Genomic DNA, 21119 nt, shown 5'->3' with positions numbered 1-21119 from the left:
TGTACTTTAGTAAAACGTTAATAAGTGCTCATGCTTTTTTATATTATTTAGCCGTATGTGTCCAGTCGTGTTTGCCACGATAACGTTTGACGTAAGCATAAATTTGGTCTGCTGCATAATCTAAATTAGTATAAACAGTAATCGTGTATGCAGATTGATTATCGTTAAATGGTTCATTGCTAAATACATCTTTTAAATGAATGAATAAATTCTCCATTTGATCATGTTTAAGACTTGGATACTCTCGTAGAGTACGTTTAAGTAGTTGTCCGTTTTTCTCCTCAAGAGATTGGACTACGATTACGAAACGCTCTTCGCTTTTAATGACATCGTCAAATAAATTTGTTTGACCAACCATTCTTCTCACCTCTAAGTCATTATCTTAAGACTTATTATACAGAATAAATTAAACCGTGAAAATATGTACTACAAGTTTATATGAAAAAACGAACAGTAGAGAAAAAGGGGGAACATGCCTATTTATATCCGAACCTCTCTCAACTGTTCGCTAAAACTAAATTTTAAGTTATAAATCTTAATTATTATGATAATGATGAGGAGAAATATCCATCTCATCTAATTTAACAAATTTGGTTTTTCTTATTAATTTATGAACTAAGAATATCATTGCTAACACAATTAAAGGTAAAATATTAACAATGAACTTGCCGATATTTCCACTAAATAAATCGCCTATTGAATTACCAAAATATAGGAAAATGAGTGTAGCGAATACTAGGATTGGACCTAAAGGATATAAAGGTGATTTATAAGGTAATAATGTATGAACATCTTTACCTTGTCGTTTTATCGCTCTACGTAGACGAACTTGAGCCCACGAACTAGCTGCCCAAACGATGATTACCAATGATCCAATAATATTTAATAAACTAAAAACTGCATTAGAATAGAAGTTAGCAATAATAATAATTGCTACAATTAAAAAGTATGTTGTAACTAATGCACGTAATGGAAGTTTAGTTGTTTTATTTAATTTGCTTAAAAATTTAGGCGCTTGTTTTTCGTCACTTAAAGAGAACAACATTCTACTTGTAGTATACATTCCTGAATTTGTCGCTGATAATAATGAAGTTAAAATAACTGCATTAATAACAGAAGCAGCGAAAGCAATTCCAATTCTATCAAAAACAATCGTGAAAGGGCTTTGTGATACAGATTCATTTTCATTTAACAGAAGTGGGTCTGTATAAGGAATGATAGCTGCAATGACAGCAATAGATAACACGTAAAATAATAAAATTCTCCAAAATACTTGTTTAACCGCTTTAGGCATTGTTTTTTCAGGATTGTCTGATTCACCCGCAGTTACAGCTACTACCTCTGTACCACCCACAGAGAAGCCTGCCACAAGTAATACGCCTAAGAAACCAGAAATACCACCAACAAATGGCGCTTGACCTTTAGTATAATTTTCAAAACCATATGTATGGCCACCTAAAATGCCAAGAATCATTAAGAAACCAACAATTATAAATACTATAATTGTAATAACTTTAATTAGTGAAAGCCAAAACTCAGTTTCACCGAATGCTTTAACCGTAAAAATATTTAAAAGGAATATTATAGTAATAAAAATTAAACTCCAAGTGAGTGGGCTGAAGAATTTAAAAACATCCCAGTAGAATAAAACATTTGATGCAACCATAACGTCCACGCTTGAAACTAAAGACCACATTATATAATATAGCCAACCCATCGTGAAACCTAGAGAAGGATCTACAAAGCGGGTAGCATATGAACTGAATGAACCTGATACAGGATAAAATGTAGCAAGTTCTCCAATTGATGACATTAAAAAATAAAGCATGACGCCAATTAATAAATAAGCTAAAATAGCGCCTCCAGGACCTGCTTGAGCCACTACACTACCAGTAGCTACGAAGAGGCCTGTACCGATTGCTCCGCCAATTGCAATCATGGATATGTGTCTTGAATTAAGACCACGTTTCATATTGTTATCTTCCATATGTTGTCTCCTATCCAAAAATTAAATATACACATCATTTTAAAACTTTTAGCGTAAGTATTCAATAACTTTCGAACAATTCGTTCGAAAAATTCCTAATTTTCAGATTTTTTAAGAAATAGTGAATTGAGTTTTAGTCATAAGACAAATGGGTTTAATTATAGTAGTTCCTACATTATAATTATTATAAAGAAACGAAAGGGGATTTACCTATGTCTAGAGAAGAAAAAAAATTGACTGGTTTATTCGGACATCCAGTTTCAGATAGAGAAAATAGCATGACAGCAGGTCCACGTGGTCCTTTATTAATGCAAGATATTTATTATTTAGAACAAATGTCACACTTTGATCGTGAAGTTATTCCAGAACGTCGTATGCACGCTAAAGGATCAGGTGCATTTGGCACATTTACAGTAACTAATGATATTACGCAATATACAAGTGCAAAAATATTCTCAGAGGTTGGTAAACAAACGGAAATGTTTGCACGTTTCTCAACTGTTTCAGGTGAGCGAGGCGCTGCCGACCTAGAGAGAGATATTCGCGGTTTCGCTTTAAAATTTTATACAGAAGATGGCAACTGGGATTTAGTAGGTAATAACACACCAGTATTTTTCTTTAGAGACCCAAAATTATTCATTAGTTTAAATCGTGCCGTTAAACGTGACCCACGAACTAATATGAGAAGTCCACAAAATAACTGGGATTTCTGGACAGGCGTGCCAGAATCACTACATCAAGTTACAATCTTAATGTCAGATAGAGGTATGCCTAAAGGTTTCCGTAACATGCACGGATTTGGTTCACATACTTATTCAATGTACAATGATAAAGGTGAACGTGTATGGGTGAAATATCATTTTAGAACTCAACAAGGTATTGAAAATTATACAGATGATGAAGCAGCTGAAATTGTAGGAATGGACAGAGACTCTTCTCAACGCGATTTATATAATGCGATTGAACGAGGAGATTATCCTAAATGGAAAATGTATATCCAAGTGATGACTGAGGAACAAGCTAAAAATCATCCCGATAATCCATTTGACTTAACTAAAGTGTGGTATAAAGGAGATTATCCTTTAATTGAGGTAGGGGAATTTGAATTAAATCGTAACCCTGAAAATTACTTTATGGAAGTAGAGCAGGCTGCATTTGCTCCTACAAACATTATACCTGGTTTAGACTTCTCACCTGATAAAATGTTGCAAGGCCGTTTATTCTCATATGGGGACGCACAGCGTTATAGATTAGGTGTTAACCACTGGCAAATCCCGGTTAACCAACCTAAAGGAGTAGGTGTAGAAAACTTATGTCCATTTAGTCGTGATGGCCAAATGAGATTCCTTGATGGTAACCAAGGTGGTGGTCCTCATTATTATCCAAATAATCAAGGTGTATATGATTCACAACCAGAATATAAAAAGCCACCATTCCCTGTAGATGGAGATGGTTATGAATATAATTATCGTCAAGATGATGATAATTACTTCGAACAACCAGGTAAGTTATTCCGTTTACAATCAGATGCAGCTAAAGAGAGAATCTTTAAAAATACAGCCAATGCAATGGATGGAGTAACAGAAGATGTTAAACGCAGACATATTCGTCATTGCTATAAAGCAGATCCAGAATATGGTAGAGGCGTTGCCAAAGCATTAGACATTGATATTAATGATATTGACTTAGAAACAACAGAAGATGAAACATATGAAAACTTCAAACAAGATTTTTAATATTAATTGCGCATAATGTGTACTTATGATATAATTTTAAATCGTAAGAATTCCTAATTGGACAAGAAAGGATGTTAACTATGCGCGTTAATGTAACATTAGCTTGCACAGAATGTGGCGATCGTAACTATATTACGACTAAAAATAAACGTAACAATCCTGAGCGTATTGAAATGATGAAATATTGCCCAAGATTAAATAAACACACGCTACATCGTGAGACTAAATAATCCCTTATCTTTTAAATACGACATTTTAAGATAATGTATTAAAAAGCTCAAATATTTTATTTAGCTAAGACTGTTGACAAAGTTAGAAAAATTTTGTCAGCAGTTTTTTTATTCAATCTTTTGTAATTTACTTGCAAATAATAAGAGATATGCTAATATATAAAACGTAATTATTACGATTTATAAAAGGAGATATCATTTATGGCTAAAAAATCAAAGATTGCAAAAGAAATAAAAAGAGAAAAATTAGTGAATCAATATTATGAATTAAGAAAAGAATTAAAAGCTAAAGGTGATTATGAAGCTTTAAGAAAATTACCAAGAGATTCATCACCGACACGTTTAACAAGAAGATGTAAAGTGACAGGTAGACCTAGAGGAGTATTAAGAAAGTTTGAAATGTCTCGTATTGCATTTAGAGAACATGCACATAAAGGACAAATTCCGGGTGTAAAAAAATCAAGTTGGTAATTATTTTAAAAAGTACTACTTTAGTCCATTTACAATACATTTAAAAGGTTGTAAAGTATATAAGGGTGAAAATTATGAATGATTTTTGTAAATGTTTTGTAAATTGTTCGTATTTTCAATGTTAAACTAATTTGTATAGGGGCTATAAAATAAAATGAAAATTTTTGATTATGAAGATATCCAATTAATTCCAAATAAATGTATTGTAGAAAGCAGATCAGAATGTGACACAACGGTTCAATTTGGACCAAAGACTTTTAAATTACCTGTTGTACCAGCAAATATGCAAACAGTTATGAACGAAGAACTTGCAGAATGGTTTGCAGAAAATGATTATTTTTATATCATGCATCGTTTTGATGAAGCGGGGCGTATTCAATTTATCGAAAAAATGCAAGGTAAAGGATTATTTGCTTCAATTTCTGTAGGTGTTAAAAAAAATGAATTTCAATTTGTTGAAGCATTAGCTGAAAAAGAATTAGTTCCAGAATATATTACTATTGATATAGCGCATGGACACTCAGATTCAGTGATTAATATGATTAAACATATTAAAAAACATTTACCTGATTCATTTGTTATTGCAGGTAACGTGGGAACTCCTGAAGGTGTAAGAGAATTAGAAAATGCTGGCGCAGATGCTACAAAAGTAGGTATTGGACCTGGAAGAGTTTGTATTACAAAAATTAAAACAGGATTTGGTACAGGTGGTTGGCAATTAGCTGCATTAAATATTTGTAGTAAAGCTGCTCGCAAACCAATTATTGCTGATGGTGGTATTAGAACACATGGTGACATTGCTAAATCTATTAGATTTGGTGCAAGCATGGTAATGATTGGATCACTATTTGCAGCTCATGAAGAATCTCCAGGTGAAACTGTTGAATTAGAAGGTAAACGTTATAAAGAATATTTTGGTAGTGCTTCTGAATTTCAAAAAGGTGAACACAAAAATGTTGAAGGTAAAAAAATGTTTGTAGAACATAAAGGTTCATTAAAAGATACATTAGTTGAAATGCAACAAGACCTCCAAAGTTCAATTTCATATGCTGGTGGTAAAGATTTAAAGTCATTAACAACAGTAGATTATGTGATTGTAAGAAATTCAATCTTCAATGGGGATAGCGATAGAGGTTAATTATTAAAGTGGCAGGTGTGACTTATTAAAAAGTTTCTTTTATTTTCATTATTATTGTTGTTCGTTATTCTATTAGTGCCACTTAATGAAAGCCAACCACTCATTCATTTACAAAATAACGTTAAAGCAAAAGTTCATAGTTGGATGAATGGGGACGCTAGTGTTAAAAATAATTCGTTAAAAGTTCCGAAAGATCAGGAATTTGCAATTAACAATATACAATTAAACACTTCGAAAAATAAAGTTGAACGTCAATTAGGTAAGCCTAAACGAGTGTCTACAAATGAATATGGGTTAAAATGGTTTACTTATTATGATGGTAATTATAATAACTTTGTCATGGTAAGTTATATTGATAATAAAGTTAATGCACTATATAGTAATCAAAATATTATTACGTCAAAATCGAAAATAAAGTATAATACGCCTAAAGATGTTGTTGAAAAGCGGTTGGGTGAACCGATAAACGAAATAGTTAAAGGTAGATATCGTTTTGAAGTGAAAAATGATGAATACGATGTCTTCCATCAAGACCATGTTTATTCAACTGTCTTTTATGATAAACATAATAATAATGGTGTAACAGCACTATTACAAGTAAGTGAGGCAATGGAAAACCGATTGTCCCAACAATACGGTGCGCCTTCTTCCACTTTAGAAAAAAGTTATGAATATCAAAATTATGATTTTGTAAATGCCGAACGTAAACAACATGGCTTAAATACGCTAAGTTATTCAGACAGTGTTTCTCATACAGCAAGAAAACATAGTGAAGATATGGCTAAGAATAATTACTTTGATCATACCGATTTACAAGGAAATTCGCCTTTTGATCGTTTGCATGAAGATGGTATTACATTTGATGCAGCTGGAGAAAATTTAGCGTACGGTCAAACAAGTAGTATCTTTGCGCACGAAGGGCTGATGAATTCTTTAGGTCATCGTAAAAATATACTCAACACCAATTTTACTACGTTAGGTGTTGGAGTAGATTTCAATAATGATCGTCAACCATATTGGACTGAAAATTATACAGGATAATGGTTTAAATATACAATGTTTGGGGTATCTTTTTATTGATAAGGAAGTTGATATTATGACAACTAATACTCAAAATAAAAAAGACATTCTTGATAAAGTAAAAGATATTTTAAACAAAAAAGAATCAGTTAAACAAAAGAACTAGAGCTAGCTTAAAGCTAGCTCTAGTTCTTTACTTTATATATATATATATAAGAGAGATAGTTAACTTAAGAAAACAAGTGCTACTTATAATTCTCTATAAAGACCTATTACTTTACCGATAACAGTGACGTTATCTAAATATATAGGATTCATAGTGCTGTTTTCTGGTTGTAATCTATAACGATTTTTTTCTTTATAGAAACGTTTTACAGTAGCTTCATCATCTTCAGTCATTGCTACAATTATATCTCCATTTTCTGCAATTGTTTGGCTTCTAACGATGACTTTGTCTCCATCTAAGATGCCAGCTTCAATCATACTTTCACCAATGACATTTAAAATAAAGATATCACTGTTATGAGTAGATGTTAAATGCTCAGGTAATGGAAAATATTCTTCAATATTTTCTACAGCAGTGATAGGTACGCCAGCTGTAACTTTACCAATTACTGGAACATATATTGTTTCTTCCATGTTAATAGAACCATTTGATTGTTCACTTACAATTTCAATTGCTCTCGGTTTAGTCGGATCTCGTTTAATATATCCTTTTTCTTCTAATCTTGATAAGTGACCATGAACGGTAGAACTGGAAGCTAAACCGACAGCTTCTCCGATTTCACGAACACTTGGTGGATATCCTTTGACTTGAACTACATGTTTAATGTAATCATATATTTCACTTTGTCTTTTTGTTAATTCTCTCATATATAGGCACTCCCTATGTTTATTTAATGTTATTATAGCATTATTTTTTCTTTAAAACAAACATTTGTTCGTTTTTGTATTGACTAGGAACGTCTGTTCTGTTAAAGTATAAATACAAACAAACGTTCTAGGAGTGTAATCAATGATTAATAAATATACTAGTAATTTTATAAGCAATGTTGTTGTAATTATGGTTTCTTGCATAGTTTTTCTAGTTTTCTTCATTAGTTTATATCATAGCTCACAAACGGAACAAACGTACGAAATTACAGACCATACTATTTCTAAAAAAGCTATGTTAAATAGTGACGATAAGAACATAAAAGATGAAAATACAGAACAAACAGATTACAAAGTGTTCGCATTAGTTCAATAAAATTTCAAAATGTTGGCTGATGTTATATATATAAATTTTCAAAGCATAAATTTCTCATCCAATTCGACGAGGTATTTATGCTTTTTATTTTAAGAAAGTATTCAATGTGAAAAAGAATGTTGAAAGAGTATTAATATTTATCCTATGAGATATGTAACTTAAGGTTTTGGTAACTTGTTAAAATAGAAATAGCTTTTCAAAAACTTTTTTAACCTACATTTTTTTGTTATATTTTATAAAGTAATTATTAAAAATATTATATTTGAAGAGAGAGTGATTGCCTTGACTAAAGACAATTTAAATATAGATAGAATTAATGAATTAGCTAAAAAGAAGAAAGAACAAGGATTGACTGAAGCTGAAGCAAAGGAACAGTCTAAATTACGCAAAGCTTATTTAGAATCATTTAGAAAAGGATTTAAGCAACAAATTGAAAGTACTAAAGTAATAGACCCAGAAGGAAACGACGTAACACCAGAAAAATTGAAAAAAATTCAAGAAGAAAACAAAAATCACAAAGGCTAAATTATAAGGCCTAAACCCCTAAGCTTAATTCCTTATCAAAAACAATATATTTAAGTTATAATATAACAAAGATTATTTAGTAGAAGGGAAGTATTATAGATGTTTAACGAGAAAGACCAATTAGCCATTGATACTATTCGTGCTCTAAGTATTGATGCAATTGAACAAGCAAATTCTGGGCACCCAGGTCTACCTATGGGAGCAGCTCCAATGGCTTATACTTTATGGACACGCCACTTAAACTTCAATCCACAATCAAAAGACTATTTTAATAGAGATCGCTTCATTCTTTCAGCAGGACATGGTTCGGCTTTACTTTATAGTCTGCTTCATGTGTCAGGAAGTTTAGAATTAGAGGAACTTAAACAGTTCAGACAATGGGGTTCAAAAACACCTGGTCATCCAGAATTCAGACATACGGATGGCGTAGAAGTTACAACTGGTCCTTTAGGCCAAGGTTTAGCTATGTCAGTAGGTATGGCCTTAGCAGAAGATCATTTAGCCGGTAAATTTAATAAAGAAGATATCGATATCGTTGATCATTACACATACGTATTAGCTTCTGATGGTGACTTAATGGAAGGTATCTCTCATGAAGCTGCTTCTTTCGCTGGTCACAATCAATTAGATAAATTAATTGTGTTATATGATTCAAATGATATTTCTCTTGATGGCGAATTAAATAAATCATTCTCGGAAGATACTAAAAAACGTTTCGAAAGTTATGGATGGAATCATATCTTAGTTAAAGAAGGCAATGATTTAGAAGAAATTGATAATGCTATTACTAAAGCTAAGTCTCAAAAAGGCCCTACAATTATTGAAGTTAAAACAATTATTGGTTTCGGTGCGCCAAATGTAAGTGGTACTAACGGTGTTCACGGTGCGCCATTAGGTGAAGATGAAAGAAAATTAACATTTGAAGCTTATGGTTTAGATCCTGATAAACGCTTCTATGTGCCAGAAGAAGTATATGAAATTTTCCAAAAAACTATGTTAAAACGTGCTAATGAAAATGAAGATGCTTGGAAAGAAAAATTAGAAGAATATTCTAATAAATATCCAGAATTAGCTGAAGAATTTAAATTAGCGATTAGTGGTAAATTACCTAAAAACTATAAAGATGAGTTACCTAAATTTGATAGCGACCATAATGCTGCAACTCGTGCTGATTCAGGAGAAGTTATCCAAGCTTTAAGTAAATCAGTGCCTTCATTCTTCGGTGGTTCTGCTGACTTAGCTGGTTCTAACAAATCTAATGTTAAAGAAGCTACAGATTATGATCGTAACACACCTGAAGGCAAAAACGTTTGGTTTGGTGTGAGAGAATTTGCAATGGGCGCAGCAGTTAATGGTATGGCAGCTCATGGTGGTCTTCACCCATACGCTGCAACCTTCTTCGTATTCAGTGATTACTTAAAACCTGCACTTCGTTTATCAGCAATTATGGGACTTAATTCAACATTTATCTTTACACACGATTCAATTGCAGTTGGTGAAGATGGTCCCACTCATGAACCAATTGAACAATTAGCTGGTTTAAGAGCGATTCCAAATATGAATGTTATCCGTCCAGCTGATGGCAATGAAACAAGAGTAGCTTGGGAAGTTGCTTTAGAATCTGAACAAACACCAACATCATTAGTATTAACTCGTCAAAATCTTCCTTATTTAGATGTAGATGAAGCTACCGTTGAAGAAGGTGTTCGTAAAGGTGCTTATACAGTTTATGAAACTGAAACTAAACCAGAATACCTACTATTAGCTACTGGTTCAGAAGTGAGCTTAGCTATTGAAGCGGCTAAAGATCTTGATAAACAAGGCAAAGGTGTAAGAGTAGTCTCTATGCCAAACTGGTTAGCATTTGAACAACAAAGCGATGAATATAAAGAATCAGTCATTCCTAAAGACATTACTAAACGTGTTGCTATTGAAATGGCTTCACCACTTGGTTGGCATAAATACGTCGGTACTGAAGGTAAAGTTATCGGTATTGATGGATTTGGCGCAAGTGCCCCTGGTGATTTAGTAGTAGAAAAATATGGATTTACTAAAGAAAATATTTTAAATCAAATTAGAACATTCTAAATCATTACCTTTGCTTAAAGGAAGGCTTTCAACGCGAAAGTCTTCTTTTTTATAAAATTTTAGGTATCAAAGTAATGCATTAATTTGTTATCATAATAAATGTGTTTTTATTCTTAAACTAGCTATTGAAAATAAGATAGTTATTTAGTAAAATTCAGTAGGTATAGAAAGTGGGTGAAACAATGGCAACTTGGTTAGCGATAATATTAATCATTTTAGCGCTTATCATCGGACTTGTTGGTGGTTTCTTCTTAGCAAGAAAATATATGATGGATTATTTGAAAAAAAACCCACCTATTAATGAAGAAATGTTACGTATGATGATGATGCAAATGGGACAAAAACCATCTCAAAAGAAAATTAATCAAATGATGACTATGATGAACAAAAACATGGATCAAAACATGAAAGGTTCAAAAAAATAATTTTTAAGAAGGATTGTGCCGTTAAAAGGTTTACAATCCTTTATTTTTGATGTAAAACAATTTTAGGATTATTAATGATCTAGCAATTTAAGTTGAAATTTAGCTATTGAAAATAATTTTTGGAAGTATTAGTTTATGAATATAAGAAGGTGTAATTTTGGCATATTTAATTTTTTCAGTAGTATTTGCATTATTTATGGGGATTGTTGTTATTTTCATACGTATGAAAGCTCAAAAATTCCCGGTTAATGAGAAAAAAATTATCTTACCACCGTTTTTTATGGCAACGGGTGCTTTAATGTATGTCATTCCATACTTTAGATTAACTGGTGCAGAAATCATTGAATCTATCATCTTAGGCGTTATTTTTTCATCTGTACTAATTTGGACGAGCCATTTTGAGGTTCATGGAACTGAAATTTATATGAAAAGATCTAAAGCTTTTCCAATCATTTTAATTTCATTATTAATTATTCGTACAGTGATTAAAATATTTATTAGTAGCTCAATTGATCCTGGTGAAATCGGGGGGATGTTCTTTTTATTAGCATTCAGTATGATTGTACCGTGGAGAATAGCTATGTTATACAAATTTAAAAAGTTAAAAAAATCTTTAGTTTTATAGATTTTGTGGAAGTGGTACAGAAATGATTTTAGTTTCTGTATCGCTTCTTTTTTCATTTGAATTGAGGAAAAAGAATGTGTATAATTTATACGAACAAACGTTCTTAAGGGGGATTTCTATGAAGATAATACATACAGGAGATTGGCACTTAGGAAAGATTCTAAATGGCAAGCAATTTTTAGAAGATCAAGAATACATATTAAATCAGTTAATAAATAAGATTAATGAAGAAAATCCAGATGTTTTTATAATTTCTGGTGATATTTACGATACAACATACCCAAGTAAGGAAACAATTAAATTATTCGAAAAAACACTTAGTACGATAAATATAAAAATGAATATTCCCACTATTATTACAAATGGCAACCACGATGGGAAAGAACGCTTAAATTATGGTTCTACTTGGTTTCAACATTCAAACCTATACATACGCACTAAATTAGAGGATATGAATTATCCTATTACAATTAATGGTGTTAATTTTTATACATTACCTTTTGCGACGGTAAGTGAGATTAAAGTATTTTTTGAAGATGATTCAATTGAATCATATGAACAAGCAACTCAAAGATGTATTGCGTATATTTCTGAAACTATGAATAAAGATGAAGTTAATGTTTTAATTGCACATCTCACAATTAATGGAGGAAAAACGTCTGATTCTGAAAGACCACTTACAATTGGTACAGTTGAAAGTGTAGATAAAGCATCTTTCAACATTTTTGACAAAGTATTATTAGGCCATTTACATCATCCATTTAGTATTGAAGATAATGTGATTAGTTATAGTGGTTCATTATTGCAATATTCATTCTCAGAAAGTAACCAACCAAAAGGTTATAAGCGACTTGTAATTAATTCTAAAGAAGATATTACTAATCAGTTTATACAGCTTAAACCTTTGCGAGAATTGGAAGTGATCGAAGGTGAATACGAGGATGTTATACAAGGTAACGTGAAAATGAAGAATAAAGAAAATTATTTTCATTTTAAATTGAGAAATATGTCACATATTAATGACCCTATGATACAACTCAAACAACTTTATCCTAATACCTTATCATTAAGTAATATAACCTTTGAAAGTAGTGGTCAATTCTATCAAGCTGAATTAAAACAAGAAGATGATGTGACGATTATTAAGCAATTTTATAAAACGATTGCAGATCAAGAGCTAACTGATTATCAAAGTAATAAAATTCATGACTTACTTAATCAAGTAATTAACAAGGAGGTTTAAAGGTTGAAGCCTATAAAATTAAAATTAACTAACTTCGGACCTTTTTTAAATGAAACAATTGATTTTCAAGAAATTAATAATGAACGATTATTTTTGATAAGTGGTAAAACTGGCTCAGGTAAAACAATGCTATTTGATGCAATTGTCTTCGCTTTATTTGGTAAAGCTTCTACAGAAGGGCGAAATGAAAGTGAATTAAGAAGTCATTTTGCAGATGGAAAATCACCTATGTCTGTCATTTATGAATTTGAACTTAAAAATAAAACATTCAAGATTGTGAGACAGGGCGCTTTTACAAAAGAAGGTAATTTCTCTCAAACGCCAGGTAAGTTAGATGTCTATGAATTAGAAAAAGAAACAAATCAATATGAATTACGGGAGAGTAAGATTAGTTCCGGAAATGCGTTTATTAAAAGTATTTTAGGCGTGAATGCAGAACAATTTAGACAACTATTTATCTTGCCACAAGGTGAATTTAAGAAGTTTTTAGTTTCTAATAGCTCTGATAAGCAAAGTATTTTAAGAACTTTATTTAATAGTATAAGATTCGAAGAAATTCAGAATTTGCTAATAAATGAAGTGAAAGCTGAAAAGAAACAAATTGAATCACGTCAAAATCAAATTCAATTATTATGGGCAGATATAGATGATTTTGAAAATGAAACGTTGAGTCAACTTAAGTTAATCGATAGTCTACAAACTCAAGAAATTTTAAAAATAATGCCTCATTTTAAAGAAGTGGGTAATCAGTTACTTAAAGATTATGAAAAATTAAAAAATAAAAACTATGAAGTGCTAACGAATTTAAATCAACGTATTGAAGATAATAAACAACTTCAACAAAATATTATAGATTTAGAAAAACGAAAAGAATTAAAAAAACAATTAGATGAAAAAGCTAGTTATATTAACCAATTGAATGAAGAATTGGATAGATTAAATGAAATAAAAACGTTATCTAATTTATATGAGCAAGAAAGAAATAAAGTCTTAAAAATTGAAGAAATAAAAAATAAAATAGCGACCTCAAAATCTAATATTACTCAATTAAAAGAATCATTAGAATTACATTCAGGTGAAATGGAATCTTTAGTACAAAACGAAAAAAGTATTGAACAAAGATCTGAATATATTAATAATACTAGACAATTTTATGTAAATCTCACAAAATACAACAACGCTTATACTGAAATAAAAACTACTGATAATCAGATTATTGATAATAATAAAAAGCAAAAAGAGGTTAGCCATGATGTAAATGCACTTAACGAGAAAGTTAAAACGATTGAGGTTAATGAGGATGAGATTGATCAATTAACACAAAGTATTTATGAATTAGAAAGAGAAATTGAAAATCAAAAACAATTACAAACTAATAAAGATAAATATGCCGAATTAAAAATTGAATATGAGGATATAACAAAGCAATTCAAAGTCTTAAAACAAGAAATAGACAACTCTAATACGCAATTAGAAAATATTGATAGAACAAACATTGATTTAAATGATAAACAAACGTTTGTGCAAGAAGTTCAATCTGCATTGCATATTGGTGATACTTGTCCAATATGTGGAAATGAAATTGAATCTTTAAATGAACATATTGATTTTGAAAAAATTAATCAAAATCAACAATTGATAAGAAAATTAACCAACGATATCAATGAAAAAAATATTAAATTAAGTCATTTAGAAACTGCTCAAGCTTTTGTGACTAAGCAAATGAATGAATTAGAAGTTAATGAAAGTGAATTACAAGATATTAATCAATTAGAACAATCAGTACAAGATAAAAAGAAAGAAAAACAACTAATTCAAGAACAAAAAAATGCACTCAAAAAATATAACTCTCAATTAGATCATCTTAAAGAAACTAAACATCAATTATTGGTGGATTACGAAAAATTAAACTCTCAGAGAAATCAATATGAAATATTAATTAATGATTTTGAAAAAACGACACAGTTTAATGACATTAAGTCATTTGAAAAACATTATATTAACAATGAAAAAATGGTTACTGACTTTCAAAAACAAAAAGAAAATTTAAATAAAAAAATTCAACAAAATAACCAAGCATTAGCTATCGAAAAAAATAATTTGGAAAATCATGAAAATGGTAATCAAGAACTAAAAGAAGAGTTACAAAAATTGAAAGCTCAAATAGATAATGAAATGACAAGAATTGGTGTCGCAAATTATGAAGAAATTGAGAAATTGTTAAAAAAATTAAATATTAAAAATGATATTGAAAAAGAAATTGAAGACTATAATCATGAACAACATAAACACTCAATTGAAATAGAGCGATTAACTCGTTTAACAAAAGATAAAGAATTAGAAGATATTCAATCTTTAGATGAAGAAAAACAAAAGGTAGAAAAGTATTACAATGAAACACTCGAAATCTCAGCAACTTTACAATATAAAATACAACAAAATGATAAGAAATTTGAAAATATGAAGGTTCACATCAACTATTTAAATGAAGAATTAAAAGAACAACAACAAATATTCGAATTAGCTGAAGTATTGTCGGGCAAAAACAATCAAAAACTAACTCTCGAAAACTATGTTTTAATTTATTATTTAGAACGTATTATTCAACAAGCCAATTTGCGATTGAAGAAAATGAGTGGTCAAAGATACCAACTTCAACGTAGACAAACGGTCTCACAAGGTTATAGTGGATTGGAAATTGATGTATTTGATCTTCATTCTAACCATTCGAGACATATTAGTTCTTTATCAGGTGGAGAAACATTCCAAGCGTCTCTCGCTTTGGCGTTAGGGTTAAGTGAAGTGGTTCAACAAGAATCTGGTGGTATCACTTTAGACTCTATGTTTATTGATGAAGGATTTGGAACATTAGACCAAGAGACTCTTGAAACAGCGCTAGATACTTTAATGAAATTACAAACTTCTGGAAGAATGGTGGGAATTATCTCGCATGTCAGCGAATTAAAGCAACGTATTCCACTTATACTCGAAGTAAAAACAAATCAATACCAAAGTAGTACACAATTTAAATGGCATTAATACGACAACAATCAATATAAATAAGATAAAAAGACATCATAGTATCTATACGGATAGAAATGTATAGATATTAAGATGTCTTTTTATATGACACGATTATTTTTGTCTTAATAAGTCACGGATTTCAGTTAATAATACTGTATTAGCTTCAATCTCTTCCTCTTCTTCTGGTTCTTCTTTTCTCATAAGCGTATTAGCAATTTTCACGAAGATAAATAAAGCCGCTGCCACAATAATGAAATCAATAATTGATTGAATGAATAGACCGTATTTAATTCCCCAGAATTCCCAATCTTTAGCAAAGTCTACTGAACCAAAGATTTTACCGATTAAAGGCATAATAATGTAGTTAACTAATGATGTAACTATTTTGTTAAAAGCTGCCCCCATAACAACAGCGATAGCTAAATCTAATACATTACCTTTTAAGGCAAATTCCTTAAACTCTTTTAACATAAGAAAGGCTCCTTTCATTTTAAACAGAATAAAATATATTATACATCATATAAAATATTTAGTAAATCATATTTTTAATGAAATTTGATTAAGAAATAAGCCTTTGTTATGCTTTTATATAGAGCTATGGAAATAAAGTGATATTATTTCTACGCACTTTGAAAATTTAATATGGGAATGAAAGGAGTATATTTATTATGAATTCTTCTTCTGAAGGAAATAAAAAAGGTAAGAAGTTTTCGCCGGTTTTTATTTATAGTGCAATAGTAGTCGCGATTGTTGTTTTAATTGGGGCTTTTTTACCTGAACAATTTGACTCTATTACTGGTAAGATCAGTGGATGGATCACTGAAAAACTTGGCTGGTATTACATGATTTTGACTACAGTTATTGTGTTCTTTTGTATATTCTTAATTTTTAGTCCAATCGGTAAACTTAAGCTTGGTAAACCAGGGGACAAACCAGAATTTAATACAATTTCATGGTTTGCTATGCTATTCAGTGCTGGTATGGGGATTGGATTAGTTTTCTATGGTGCTGCCGAACCAATGTCAGATTTTGCTTCACCACCGAATGCTGATCCTAAAACTACCGAAGCTTATACTGAAGCATTACGTTCAACTTTCTTCCACTGGGGATTCCACGCTTGGGCAGTATACGGCGTTGTAGCGCTTGCCTTAGCATATTCTCAATTTAGAAAAGATGAACCAGGTTTAATTTCAAGAACGCTTCGTCCAATTTTAGGTGATAAAGTTGAAGGACCAATCGGTACAATTATTGACGTACTTTCAGTATTCGCAACAGTTGTAGGTGTTGCGGTTTCTTTAGGTATGGGTGCGTTACAAATTAACGGTGGTCTTAACTATCTATTTGGTATTCCAAATAATGTTTGGGTTCAATCAATTATCATCGTTATCGTTACTATTTTATTTATTGCTAGTGCTTGGTCTGGATTAAGTAAAGGTATCCAATACTTAAGTAACTTAAATATTGGTTTAGGTACAGTATTAATGATTGCTGTTTTAATTATTGGACCAACAGTATTAATATTAAATATGTTTACTAGTTCAACTGGTAGCTTATTAAATACTTTCTTATTTAATAGTTTTGATACTGCAGCATTAAATAACCAAAAACGTGAATGGATGTCTTCATGGACACTTTACTATTGGGGCTGGTGGTTAAGCTGGAGTCCATTCGTAGGCGTATTTATTGCGCGTGTATCTAAAGGACGTTCAATTCGTGAATTCATTTCAGGTGTATTATTAGTTCCTGCAATTGTAAGTTTCTTATGGTTCAGTGTATTTGGTGTACTAGGTATTGAAACAGGTAAAAAACATCCTAAACTATTTGATATGACACCAGAAACACAACTATTTAGCGTATTTAATCATTTACCATTAGGTATGGTGCTATCCATCGTAGCACTAGTATTAATTGCTTCATTCTTCATTACATCAGCAGACTCTGCAACATTTGTACTTGGTATGCAAACCACATATGGCTCACTCGAACCAAGTAGTATCGTTAAAGTGACTTGGGGTATTGCTCAGGCACTTATCGCGTTTATTTTACTACTTGCAGGTGGAGGTAATGGACCTGATGCACTAAATGCTATTCAAAGTGCAGCAATTATCAGTGCGTTCCCATTCTCCTTTGTCGTCATAATGATGATGATTAGTTTCTATAAAGATGCTAACCAAGAACGTAAATTCTTAGGACTAACTTTACAACCTAATGAAAGTAGAATGAAAGACTATATTAAATATCAACATGAAAATGAGGATTCTGATATTTTAGAGAAACGAGAAGCTCAAAAAACACCTGATGAAGTTGAGAAAAAATAATATATTCTATGTAAAAAACCTCGAAAGTATAATCTTTCGGGGTTTTTTCTTATATATGAGAAAAAAAGAGTATGTGGCAATGAAAATCATTCTCAATTAATAATATTTACTTATTGCACTAGTAGTATATGATAAGTATTACTTATATACTCCGATTAAAAATGCGAATGCAAAATAGTGTGAAAACGAGGGGTACAGAGTTGTTTTAAAAAACATATAATTATACAATTTAATTAAAGGCATATAATTATAAAATGTTAATATTCAAGGGGGATAAACATATGACTTCTAACATAAAAGAACAAGCTAAAAAAACGTTTGAAGTAAATGGTAAATCATATACTTACTATGATTTAAAAAGTTTAGAAGAGCAAGGTTTAACCAAAATCAGTAAATTACCTTATTCAATTCGTGTTTTATTAGAATCTGTTTTAAGACAAGAAGATGATTTCGTAATAACTGACGAACATATCAAAGCTTTAGGTAATTTCGGTAATAAAGGTAATGAAGGGGAAGTTCCTTTCAAACCATCACGTGTTATCTTACAAGACTTCACAGGGGTTCCAGCTGTAGTAGATTTAGCATCATTACGTAAAGCGATGAATGATGTTGGTGGGGATATTAATAAGATCAATCCTGAAGTGCCAGTAGATTTAGTTATCGACCACTCAGTACAAGTAGATAGCTACGCTAATCCTGATGCACTAGAACGAAATATGAAATTAGAATTTGAAAGAAACTATGAACGTTATCAATTCTTAAACTGGGCAACTAAAGCATTTAATAACTACAACGCAGTACCTCCAGCAACTGGTATTGTTCACCAAGTTAACTTAGAATATTTAGCAAATGTAGTACATGTACGCGACGTAGAAGGTGAACAAACGGCATTTCCAGATACATTAGTGGGTACAGACTCTCATACAACAATGATTAATGGTATCGGCGTTCTAGGTTGGGGCGTTGGTGGTATCGAAGCTGAAGCGGGTATGCTTGGACAACCATCATATTTCCCAATTCCTGAAGTAATCGGTGTACGTTTAACAAATTCATTACCACAAGGTTCAACAGCTACTGACTTAGCTTTACGTGTAACTCAAGAATTACGTAAAAAAGGTGTGGTAGGCAAATTTGTAGAATTCTTTGGTCCAGGTGTTGCAGATTTACCATTAGCTGACCGTGCTACAATTGCTAACATGGCTCCAGAATATGGTGCAACTTGTGGTTTCTTCCCAGTAGATGAAGAATCACTTAAATACATGAAATTAACTGGTCGTTCAGAAGAACACGTTGAATTAGTTAAAGCATACTTAGAACAAAATAATATGTTCTTTACTGCGGATAAAGAAGATCCAACTTACACTGATGTTATCGATTTAGATTTATCAACAGTTGAAGCTTCATTATCAGGTCCTAAGCGTCCTCAAGATTTAATTTTCTTAAGTGATATGAAATCTGAATTTGAAAAATCAGTTACAGCGCCAGCAGGTAACCAAGGACATGGCTTAGATAAGAGTGAATTTGATAAGAAAGCTGAAATTCAATTCAAAAATGGCTCAACAGCTACAATGAAAACAGGTGATATTGCAATTGCTGCAATCACATCATGTACAAATACTTCTAACCCATACGTAATGTTAGGCGCAGGTTTAGTGGCTAAGAAAGCTATTGAAAAAGGTCTTAAAGTACCTGAGTTTGTTAAAACTTCATTAGCACCAGGTTCAAAAGTAGTAACTGGTTACTTACGTGATTCAGGATTACAAGAATATCTTGATGATTTAGGTTTCAACTTAGTAGGTTATGGTTGTACAACATGTATCGGTAACTCAGGACCACTATTACCAGAAATTGAAAAAGCAATTGCAGATGAAGATTTATTAGTTACATCTGTCTTATCAGGTAACCGTAACTTTGAAGGTCGTATTCATCCATTAGTTAAAGCTAACTATTTGGCATCTCCTCAATTAGTAGTTGCTTACGCTTTAGCTGGTACAGTGGATATTGATTTACAAAATGAACCCCTTGGTAAAGGAAAAGACGGAGAAGACGTATACTTAAATGATATTTGGCCTACAATTCAAGAAGTGGCTGATACAGTTGATAGCGTTGTAACTCCAGAATTATTCTTAGAAGAATATAAAAACGTTTATAGCAATAATGAAATGTGGAATGAAATCGATGTTACAGATGCACCATTATATGACTTCGATCCAAAATCAACTTACATTCAAAATCCAACATTCTTCCAAGGTCTATCTAAAGAACCTGGCACAATTGAACCATTAAAAGATTTACGAGTAATGGGTAAATTTGGCGATTCAGTAACTACTGACCATATTTCTCCAGCAGGCGCTATCGGTAAAGATACACCAGCAGGTAAATATTTAGTAAGCCATGATGTACCAATTCGTGACTTTAACTCTTATGGTTCACGTCGTGGTAATCATGAAGTAATGGTAAGAGGTACATTTGCGAATATCCGTATTAAGAACCAATTAGCACCAGGTACTGAAGGTGGTTACACTACTTATTGGCCAACTGATGAAGTAATGCCAATTTATGATGCAGCTATGAAATACAAAGAAGATGGTACTGGCTTAGCTGTATTAGCTGGTAATGATTATGGTATGGGATCTTCTCGTGACTGGGCTGCTAAAGGTACAAACCTATTAGGTGTTAAAACGGTTATCGCTCAAAGTTACGAGCGTATCCATCGTTCTAACTTAGTCATGATGGGCGTGTTACCATTACAATTCAAAGATGGTGAATCAGCTGATTCATTAGGTCTTGATGGTAGAGAAGAGATTTCAGTAGATATTAATGAAGATGTTAAACCTCATGATATTGTGAAAGTTCACGCTAAAAAAGAAAACGGCGAGGTTGTTGACTTTGAAGCAATTGTTCGTTTCGACTCATTAGTAGAATTAGACTACTATCGTCACGGTGGTATCTTACAAATGGTATTAAGAAATAAATTAGCGCAATAATAATTATTGATATTAAGCCATGCTGACTTATATGTTGGCATGGCTTATTTGTG

Annotated in this window: 18 protein-coding genes; 14 read left to right on the top strand and 4 right to left on the bottom strand. The window is 31.6% G+C overall.

The annotated features are described in order from the left end of the window. Positions 1-43 precede the first annotated feature (43 nt). Positions 44-358 carry a hypothetical protein gene (locus MT340_RS07620; RefSeq protein WP_243589435.1) on the bottom strand — a complete coding sequence of 105 codons (315 nt, stop codon included), beginning with the start codon at positions 356-358 and terminating at the stop codon, positions 44-46. Between the two features lie 177 nt (positions 359-535). Beyond that, positions 536-1987, bottom strand: coding sequence for an amino acid permease (locus MT340_RS07615; protein ID WP_243589434.1), 1452 nt, complete (start codon positions 1985-1987; stop codon positions 536-538). A gap of 212 nt (positions 1988-2199) precedes the next feature. On the opposite strand from MT340_RS07615, the gene MT340_RS07610 reads away from it, so the two are divergent. The 5 genes from MT340_RS07610 to MT340_RS07590 all read left to right on the top strand — a co-directional run bounded on the left by MT340_RS07610 (position 2200) and on the right by MT340_RS07590 (position 6603). Then, a complete protein-coding gene (locus MT340_RS07610) occupies positions 2200-3723 on the top strand; it encodes a catalase (RefSeq protein ID WP_243603727.1) in 1524 nt (507 codons plus the stop codon). A gap of 80 nt (positions 3724-3803) precedes the next feature. Next, a complete protein-coding gene (gene rpmG, locus MT340_RS07605; RefSeq protein WP_103299054.1) occupies positions 3804-3953 on the top strand; it encodes a 50S ribosomal protein L33 in 150 nt (49 codons plus the stop codon). Between the two features lie 201 nt (positions 3954-4154). Next, positions 4155-4424 carry a 30S ribosomal protein S14 gene (rpsN, locus tag MT340_RS07600; protein WP_070440137.1) on the top strand — a complete coding sequence of 90 codons (270 nt, stop codon included), beginning with the start codon at positions 4155-4157 and terminating at the stop codon, positions 4422-4424. 154 nt (positions 4425-4578) lie between these two features. Then, positions 4579-5562 carry a GMP reductase gene (gene guaC, locus MT340_RS07595; protein WP_243589433.1) on the top strand — a complete coding sequence of 328 codons (984 nt, stop codon included), beginning with the start codon at positions 4579-4581 and terminating at the stop codon, positions 5560-5562. Between the two features lie 24 nt (positions 5563-5586). Then, positions 5587-6603 carry a CAP domain-containing protein gene (locus MT340_RS07590; RefSeq protein WP_243590251.1) on the top strand — a complete coding sequence of 339 codons (1017 nt, stop codon included), beginning with the start codon at positions 5587-5589 and terminating at the stop codon, positions 6601-6603. A 228-nt stretch (positions 6604-6831) separates the two neighbouring features. Here the strand turns inward: MT340_RS07590 and lexA are convergent, their stop codons facing one another. After that, positions 6832-7455 (bottom strand): transcriptional repressor LexA, encoded by a 624-nt coding sequence (gene lexA, locus MT340_RS07585; RefSeq protein ID WP_243589432.1) that lies wholly within the window; start codon positions 7453-7455, stop codon positions 6832-6834. A 142-nt stretch (positions 7456-7597) separates the two neighbouring features. On the opposite strand from lexA, the gene sosA reads away from it, so the two are divergent. From sosA to sbcC, 7 genes are all read left to right on the top strand, one after another. Beyond that, positions 7598-7831: a DNA damage-induced cell division inhibitor SosA gene (gene sosA / locus MT340_RS07580; protein ID WP_481906646.1), complete on the top strand. Its 234-nt coding sequence runs from the start codon at positions 7598-7600 to the stop codon at positions 7829-7831. Between the two features lie 282 nt (positions 7832-8113). Beyond that, positions 8114-8356, top strand: a complete 243-nt coding sequence (locus MT340_RS07575) for a DUF896 domain-containing protein (protein ID WP_243589430.1) — start codon at positions 8114-8116, stop codon at positions 8354-8356. Between the two features lie 99 nt (positions 8357-8455). Then, complete coding sequence (gene tkt, locus MT340_RS07570; RefSeq protein WP_243603726.1) at positions 8456-10444, top strand: transketolase; 1989 nt, start codon at positions 8456-8458, stop codon at positions 10442-10444. A gap of 182 nt (positions 10445-10626) precedes the next feature. Further along, positions 10627-10869, top strand: coding sequence for a YneF family protein (locus MT340_RS07565; protein WP_243589429.1), 243 nt, complete (start codon positions 10627-10629; stop codon positions 10867-10869). 157 nt (positions 10870-11026) lie between these two features. After that, positions 11027-11494, top strand: coding sequence for a CcdC family protein (locus MT340_RS07560; protein WP_243589428.1), 468 nt, complete (start codon positions 11027-11029; stop codon positions 11492-11494). Positions 11495-11612: 118 nt separating this feature from the next. Beyond that, positions 11613-12737 carry an exonuclease subunit SbcD gene (gene sbcD, locus MT340_RS07555; RefSeq protein ID WP_243589427.1) on the top strand — a complete coding sequence of 375 codons (1125 nt, stop codon included), beginning with the start codon at positions 11613-11615 and terminating at the stop codon, positions 12735-12737. 3 nt (positions 12738-12740) lie between these two features. Then, positions 12741-15776 (top strand): exonuclease subunit SbcC, encoded by a 3036-nt coding sequence (sbcC, locus tag MT340_RS07550; RefSeq protein ID WP_243603725.1) that lies wholly within the window; start codon positions 12741-12743, stop codon positions 15774-15776. A gap of 96 nt (positions 15777-15872) precedes the next feature. Here the strand turns inward: sbcC and mscL are convergent, their stop codons facing one another. Continuing rightward, positions 15873-16232: a large conductance mechanosensitive channel protein MscL gene (gene mscL, locus MT340_RS07545; RefSeq protein ID WP_243589425.1), complete on the bottom strand. Its 360-nt coding sequence runs from the start codon at positions 16230-16232 to the stop codon at positions 15873-15875. Between the two features lie 197 nt (positions 16233-16429). Here mscL and MT340_RS07540 point away from each other — a divergent pair, with 197 nt between their 5' ends. Together MT340_RS07540 and acnA are read left to right on the top strand one after the other, a co-directional pair. After that, the gene (locus tag MT340_RS07540) at positions 16430-18079 is read left to right on the top strand and encodes a glycine betaine uptake BCCT transporter (RefSeq protein ID WP_243589424.1); all 1650 of its coding nucleotides are present in this window, start codon (positions 16430-16432) and stop codon (positions 18077-18079) included. 281 nt (positions 18080-18360) lie between these two features. Continuing rightward, the gene (gene acnA, locus MT340_RS07535; protein WP_243589423.1) at positions 18361-21066 is read left to right on the top strand and encodes an aconitate hydratase AcnA; all 2706 of its coding nucleotides are present in this window, start codon (positions 18361-18363) and stop codon (positions 21064-21066) included. Positions 21067-21119 lie beyond the last annotated feature (53 nt).

It is taken from the genome of Staphylococcus sp. NRL 16/872, assembly GCF_022815905.2.
Taxonomy (GTDB): domain Bacteria; phylum Bacillota; class Bacilli; order Staphylococcales; family Staphylococcaceae; genus Staphylococcus.
This window is presented reverse-complemented; position numbering and strand designations above follow the sequence as displayed.